The 3,537-nt window shown below is 34.7% G+C and carries 6 protein-coding genes and 1 pseudogene; 2 read left to right on the top strand and 5 right to left on the bottom strand.

Features of this window, described 5'->3' with window-relative positions:
- Positions 1-23 precede the first annotated feature (23 nt).
- From Wcon_RS13510 to Wcon_RS09045, 5 genes and pseudogenes are all read right to left on the bottom strand, one after another.
- Positions 24-833 (bottom strand): annotated as a pseudogene (locus Wcon_RS13510) (transposase family protein); the annotation flags it as partial.
- A gap of 204 nt (positions 834-1,037) precedes the next feature.
- A complete protein-coding gene (locus Wcon_RS12255) occupies positions 1,038-1,190 on the bottom strand; it encodes a type II toxin-antitoxin system RelE family toxin (RefSeq protein WP_237350133.1) in 153 nt (50 codons plus the stop codon).
- Between the two features lie 120 nt (positions 1,191-1,310).
- Positions 1,311-1,613: a hypothetical protein gene (locus Wcon_RS09055; RefSeq protein WP_114517909.1), complete on the bottom strand. Its 303-nt coding sequence runs from the start codon at positions 1,611-1,613 to the stop codon at positions 1,311-1,313.
- 83 nt (positions 1,614-1,696) lie between these two features.
- Entirely contained in the window at positions 1,697-2,074 is a 378-nt protein-coding gene (locus tag Wcon_RS09050) for a hypothetical protein (RefSeq protein ID WP_114517908.1), read from the bottom strand.
- Between the two features lie 44 nt (positions 2,075-2,118).
- Complete coding sequence (locus tag Wcon_RS09045) at positions 2,119-2,340, bottom strand: gpW family head-tail joining protein (RefSeq protein WP_114517907.1); 222 nt, start codon at positions 2,338-2,340, stop codon at positions 2,119-2,121.
- Between the two features lie 174 nt (positions 2,341-2,514).
- On the opposite strand from Wcon_RS09045, the gene Wcon_RS12610 reads away from it, so the two are divergent.
- Both Wcon_RS12610 and Wcon_RS09035 read left to right on the top strand, forming a co-directional pair.
- Complete coding sequence (locus tag Wcon_RS12610; RefSeq protein ID WP_147269184.1) at positions 2,515-2,643, top strand: transposase; 129 nt, start codon at positions 2,515-2,517, stop codon at positions 2,641-2,643.
- 42 nt (positions 2,644-2,685) lie between these two features.
- Positions 2,686-3,537, top strand: an 852-nt coding sequence (locus tag Wcon_RS09035) for an IS4 family transposase (RefSeq protein ID WP_114517906.1), incomplete at its 3' end; no start/stop codon positions are given.

Here is a 3,537-nt window from a genome sequence, read left to right as displayed (position 1 = left end):
CTATATATTCAAATATTGCGGTGTTGTGCAGAGTGTTGTGAAGTATCAATGAGTATGAGTGAACTAAAAAAGCTCTCTGAAACAGCATTATCATAACAATAACCTTTGTCTAGAAATAATATTTTTTGTACTCAGTAAAAATCTCTAATTTTTAGAGGTGTATTGTGATCCTTGATCGCTATAAGCAGATTTGCGCCTATCAATAGCCATATCTATGCCTATCAACTAAATCTATTATTGCCAACCATCCTTCATTGGTTTTTATGTACCTAAACCCATATCTTGTTTGGTTGATCAGTGGTGAAATTCTGATTCAATATGTTATAACTCTATTTGTGGTTTTAAACCTTCATCTAAGCTTAGCTTGAATGCCATTTTTCTGCATAACATTGTTTTGATTTTACCTAAAGCCTTTAATTCAGTTTAGGAGCTCCGTACCTGCATTGTGATGCTTTTCTTTGTATGAGCTCTTCTCTTATTGTTTTTTTTCTGAGTAATCCATCTATACAAGCAGATACGTTCAAAAACCTTCATAATTCCCGTGTTTTATAGCAATTTTCATGTTCTTTTATAAAAACTCTTTTTGGTTTGCAAAATATCCCAGGGCTTTTTTTAAAATGTCTCTTTCTCTCGTTACTCTTGCCAGCTCTTTCTTTAAATCAAACTTTTCTTTGTCACAAGTTCCTTTTCCTTGGTTCCAGATATTGTATGTTTTTACCCACCTGCTTAGCCGCTAATACCCAAATCTCTTCCTATTTTTGCTGATGATTGACCTGTTTCTTTTTCCAGTCTTCATTTTTGCATTCTGCTGTATGTTCTCTTCTTTTTGTCATATCACACCTCTTTGAAAAAACTTCTTTACTTCCTCTCTACTTTTTCTGGGTAAGGTCACATTTAGACTATAATTACTTTAATTGCGCAACGAGTTGCTGCACAAATTCAACAGTTTTTGTTTTAAGCTTTCAGTAACTTGCTAGAGAATTTGGTAAACAGGCTGTTATAAATTGTGCAGGAGGCTCTTGCACAAATGCCGCTGATTATTCTGGACTGCGTTCATAAATGTCCTTTCGATGTCCCATTGCAGTAATAGTTACTGTGCGTTTTGAGTAATTTATCCTGTAAATCACGCGGTAATCACTTACTCGTATCCTAAAATACCCTTTGAATTCATGAGATAATGCTTTGCCTATAGCTTTAGGGTTGGTTGCAAGACGGCTATCTACAGCTCTCCTAACTACTAGACCTTACTGTCGGTGGTAACGCAAGAAAATCCCTCTCAAGAACTTTTTTTGAATAGATAATATCGTATCTCAGCTTATACCCTCACCTTTGATCGTTTTTGCGGATAATATTCTGTCCCAATCCACATCCTCACTTCCAATTTCTTCGTCGCCTCTAGCATCACGCTCAAGAGAAAGCTTAGCTAACTCTGTATCCACTTCATCTATTTCATCATCTTCAGATAGTTTGCTTGCTTCAACCTCTTCTTCTACTAGATCCTTCACAACTTCTTCGATAGTTTTATTTTGAATTTTCGCCACTTCTGTAAGATACTGAGCCAATTCGCCCTCGAAACTTACATTAACATTTAGCTTTTTTTGACTTTGAGTCATGCATTAACCACTAAATACCAACCTTCAGCTATAACATTTTCACTTAATTTTGTTAACTCCCTTATCCATTGCAATAGCAACATTTAATATAAGCAAAATCGTCTTCCTTCCATAATAGGCTGTACAGTAACATCTGTTAAAAACGTACTAGGTAGATCAACAGAGATATTTTGTACTCGTCCCAATTCCTCTGATGTTCTTCCTTTAGCACTCCTAATAGCACCTTCTAATTCTCTAAATGCACTGTTATTTATTCTTGAATTATTACCTTGACTGTCAAACATAATTGCACAATCTAAAGCTGTAAACTGCCTGCCATCAAGAGTCATAATAGTATCATTAATGTGATCTTCTCCTAATTGATTGACAATCTCTAATGCCCTTGTATTACTACTCCCCAAAGAAATAGACCCCATTTCTTCAAGTAGTTCTCTTTGCAATCTTTCTACATTTCCTATCATGTTACCCCTAATTTATAAATTATCTAACATACAGTATTACATTTTCACTTGTCAATTCCTTTATTCGTTGAAATAACAATCTTTCTCTTCACACCTGCTACTTTTAGCTCAGCTTTAATGCGTTGTCTGAGGCTGAGCAAATCATTTATCTGAACTTCAGCATATCTCACAACATGGTCACCATATGCAATTGATACTACTCGTTCTCCGCTTTGCAGTTTCTTTATTGCTTCTTCGACTTGAACTAAATACTCTTCGTTGTACATCTTACTTCTTATTCATCCATTTACTTTTGACTATTTTCTTTGATTTTTTACTTTCTGGTTTTTCACTTAAACTATTCCATTTACTCTCTGGCCATCGATCAACTCCTAAGAACCTGTCTTGAAAGGGAATGAAGAAAAGAGTATGATGAGGTAAGCAAAAAATAGGAGGGTAAGTTGTATCCAAGTGATATAAGTGACAAGGAATGGGAAATTTTAGAGCCCTATGTTGCACAAGGAGCGATAGGACGACCAAGAAAACATAACCTTACTATTACCCACAAATATAAATGGACTTATAAATAAAGTATTAGAATATTAAAGTTTGCAAATATTGAGGGTATAAAAATGGCAAGTGAATGGGCTAAAAATGAATTTGGAGATGCGACACTTGGAGATAAAAGACTAACTGACCGATTGGCGAATATTGCTGATAGTTTAATAAATTTACCTGAAAGCTCAATTAATCAGGCATGTGGAAGTTGGTCAGAAGCAAAATGGGCATATCGTTTTTTTCAAAATGAGAACGTGAAAGAAAGCGATATTCTAGCTTCACATACTACAAAAACTGTTGAAAGAATAAAAGCTCATAAAAAGATTCTTGTAATTCAAGATACAAGTTGTATTTCATACACGGGCCATAAAAAAACAAGTGGGTTGGGAATTATCTCAAGAAAACGTAGTAAGGGTGTTATGCTGCATACAGCTTTTGCTGTTAGTACAGAAGGCTTGGCATTAGGAATACTAGATCAAAAAATTTACTCGAGACCACCTGTTTCTGAAGAAGCCAAAGAGCTAAAAGAGAGGAATCGTAAAAGAGCACATATTGAAGATAAAGAAAGTATAAAGTGGCTAGAAAGCCTAAAGAAAACAGATAGCATTATAGACTCAACTAAAACTGAAGCTATAACTGTATGTGATAGAGAGGCAGATATTTATGAATTTTTTGAACTTGCACGTAATCTTAACTCAGCAGTTTTAGTAAGAGCTTCCAAAGATCGAGATATAAATAGAAAATCCAGATTTTCCAACGATAAACAAAAATTATGGAAATTTGTTGAAGACTTCTCTAGCATTGGTACAATAGAAATTGAAATCCCTGCAAGAGATAATAAGCCAAAAAGAACAGCATGTTTAGAGGTTAAGTTTGGGAAGTTTATGATGGATCCGCCTAAAAGGCACATAAGGTATAAAGAGTTA

Source organism: Wolbachia endosymbiont of Cylisticus convexus (genome assembly GCF_003344345.1).
Note: the sequence above shows the minus strand (reverse complement) of the source record. Positions and strands in the feature narration are given on the sequence as shown.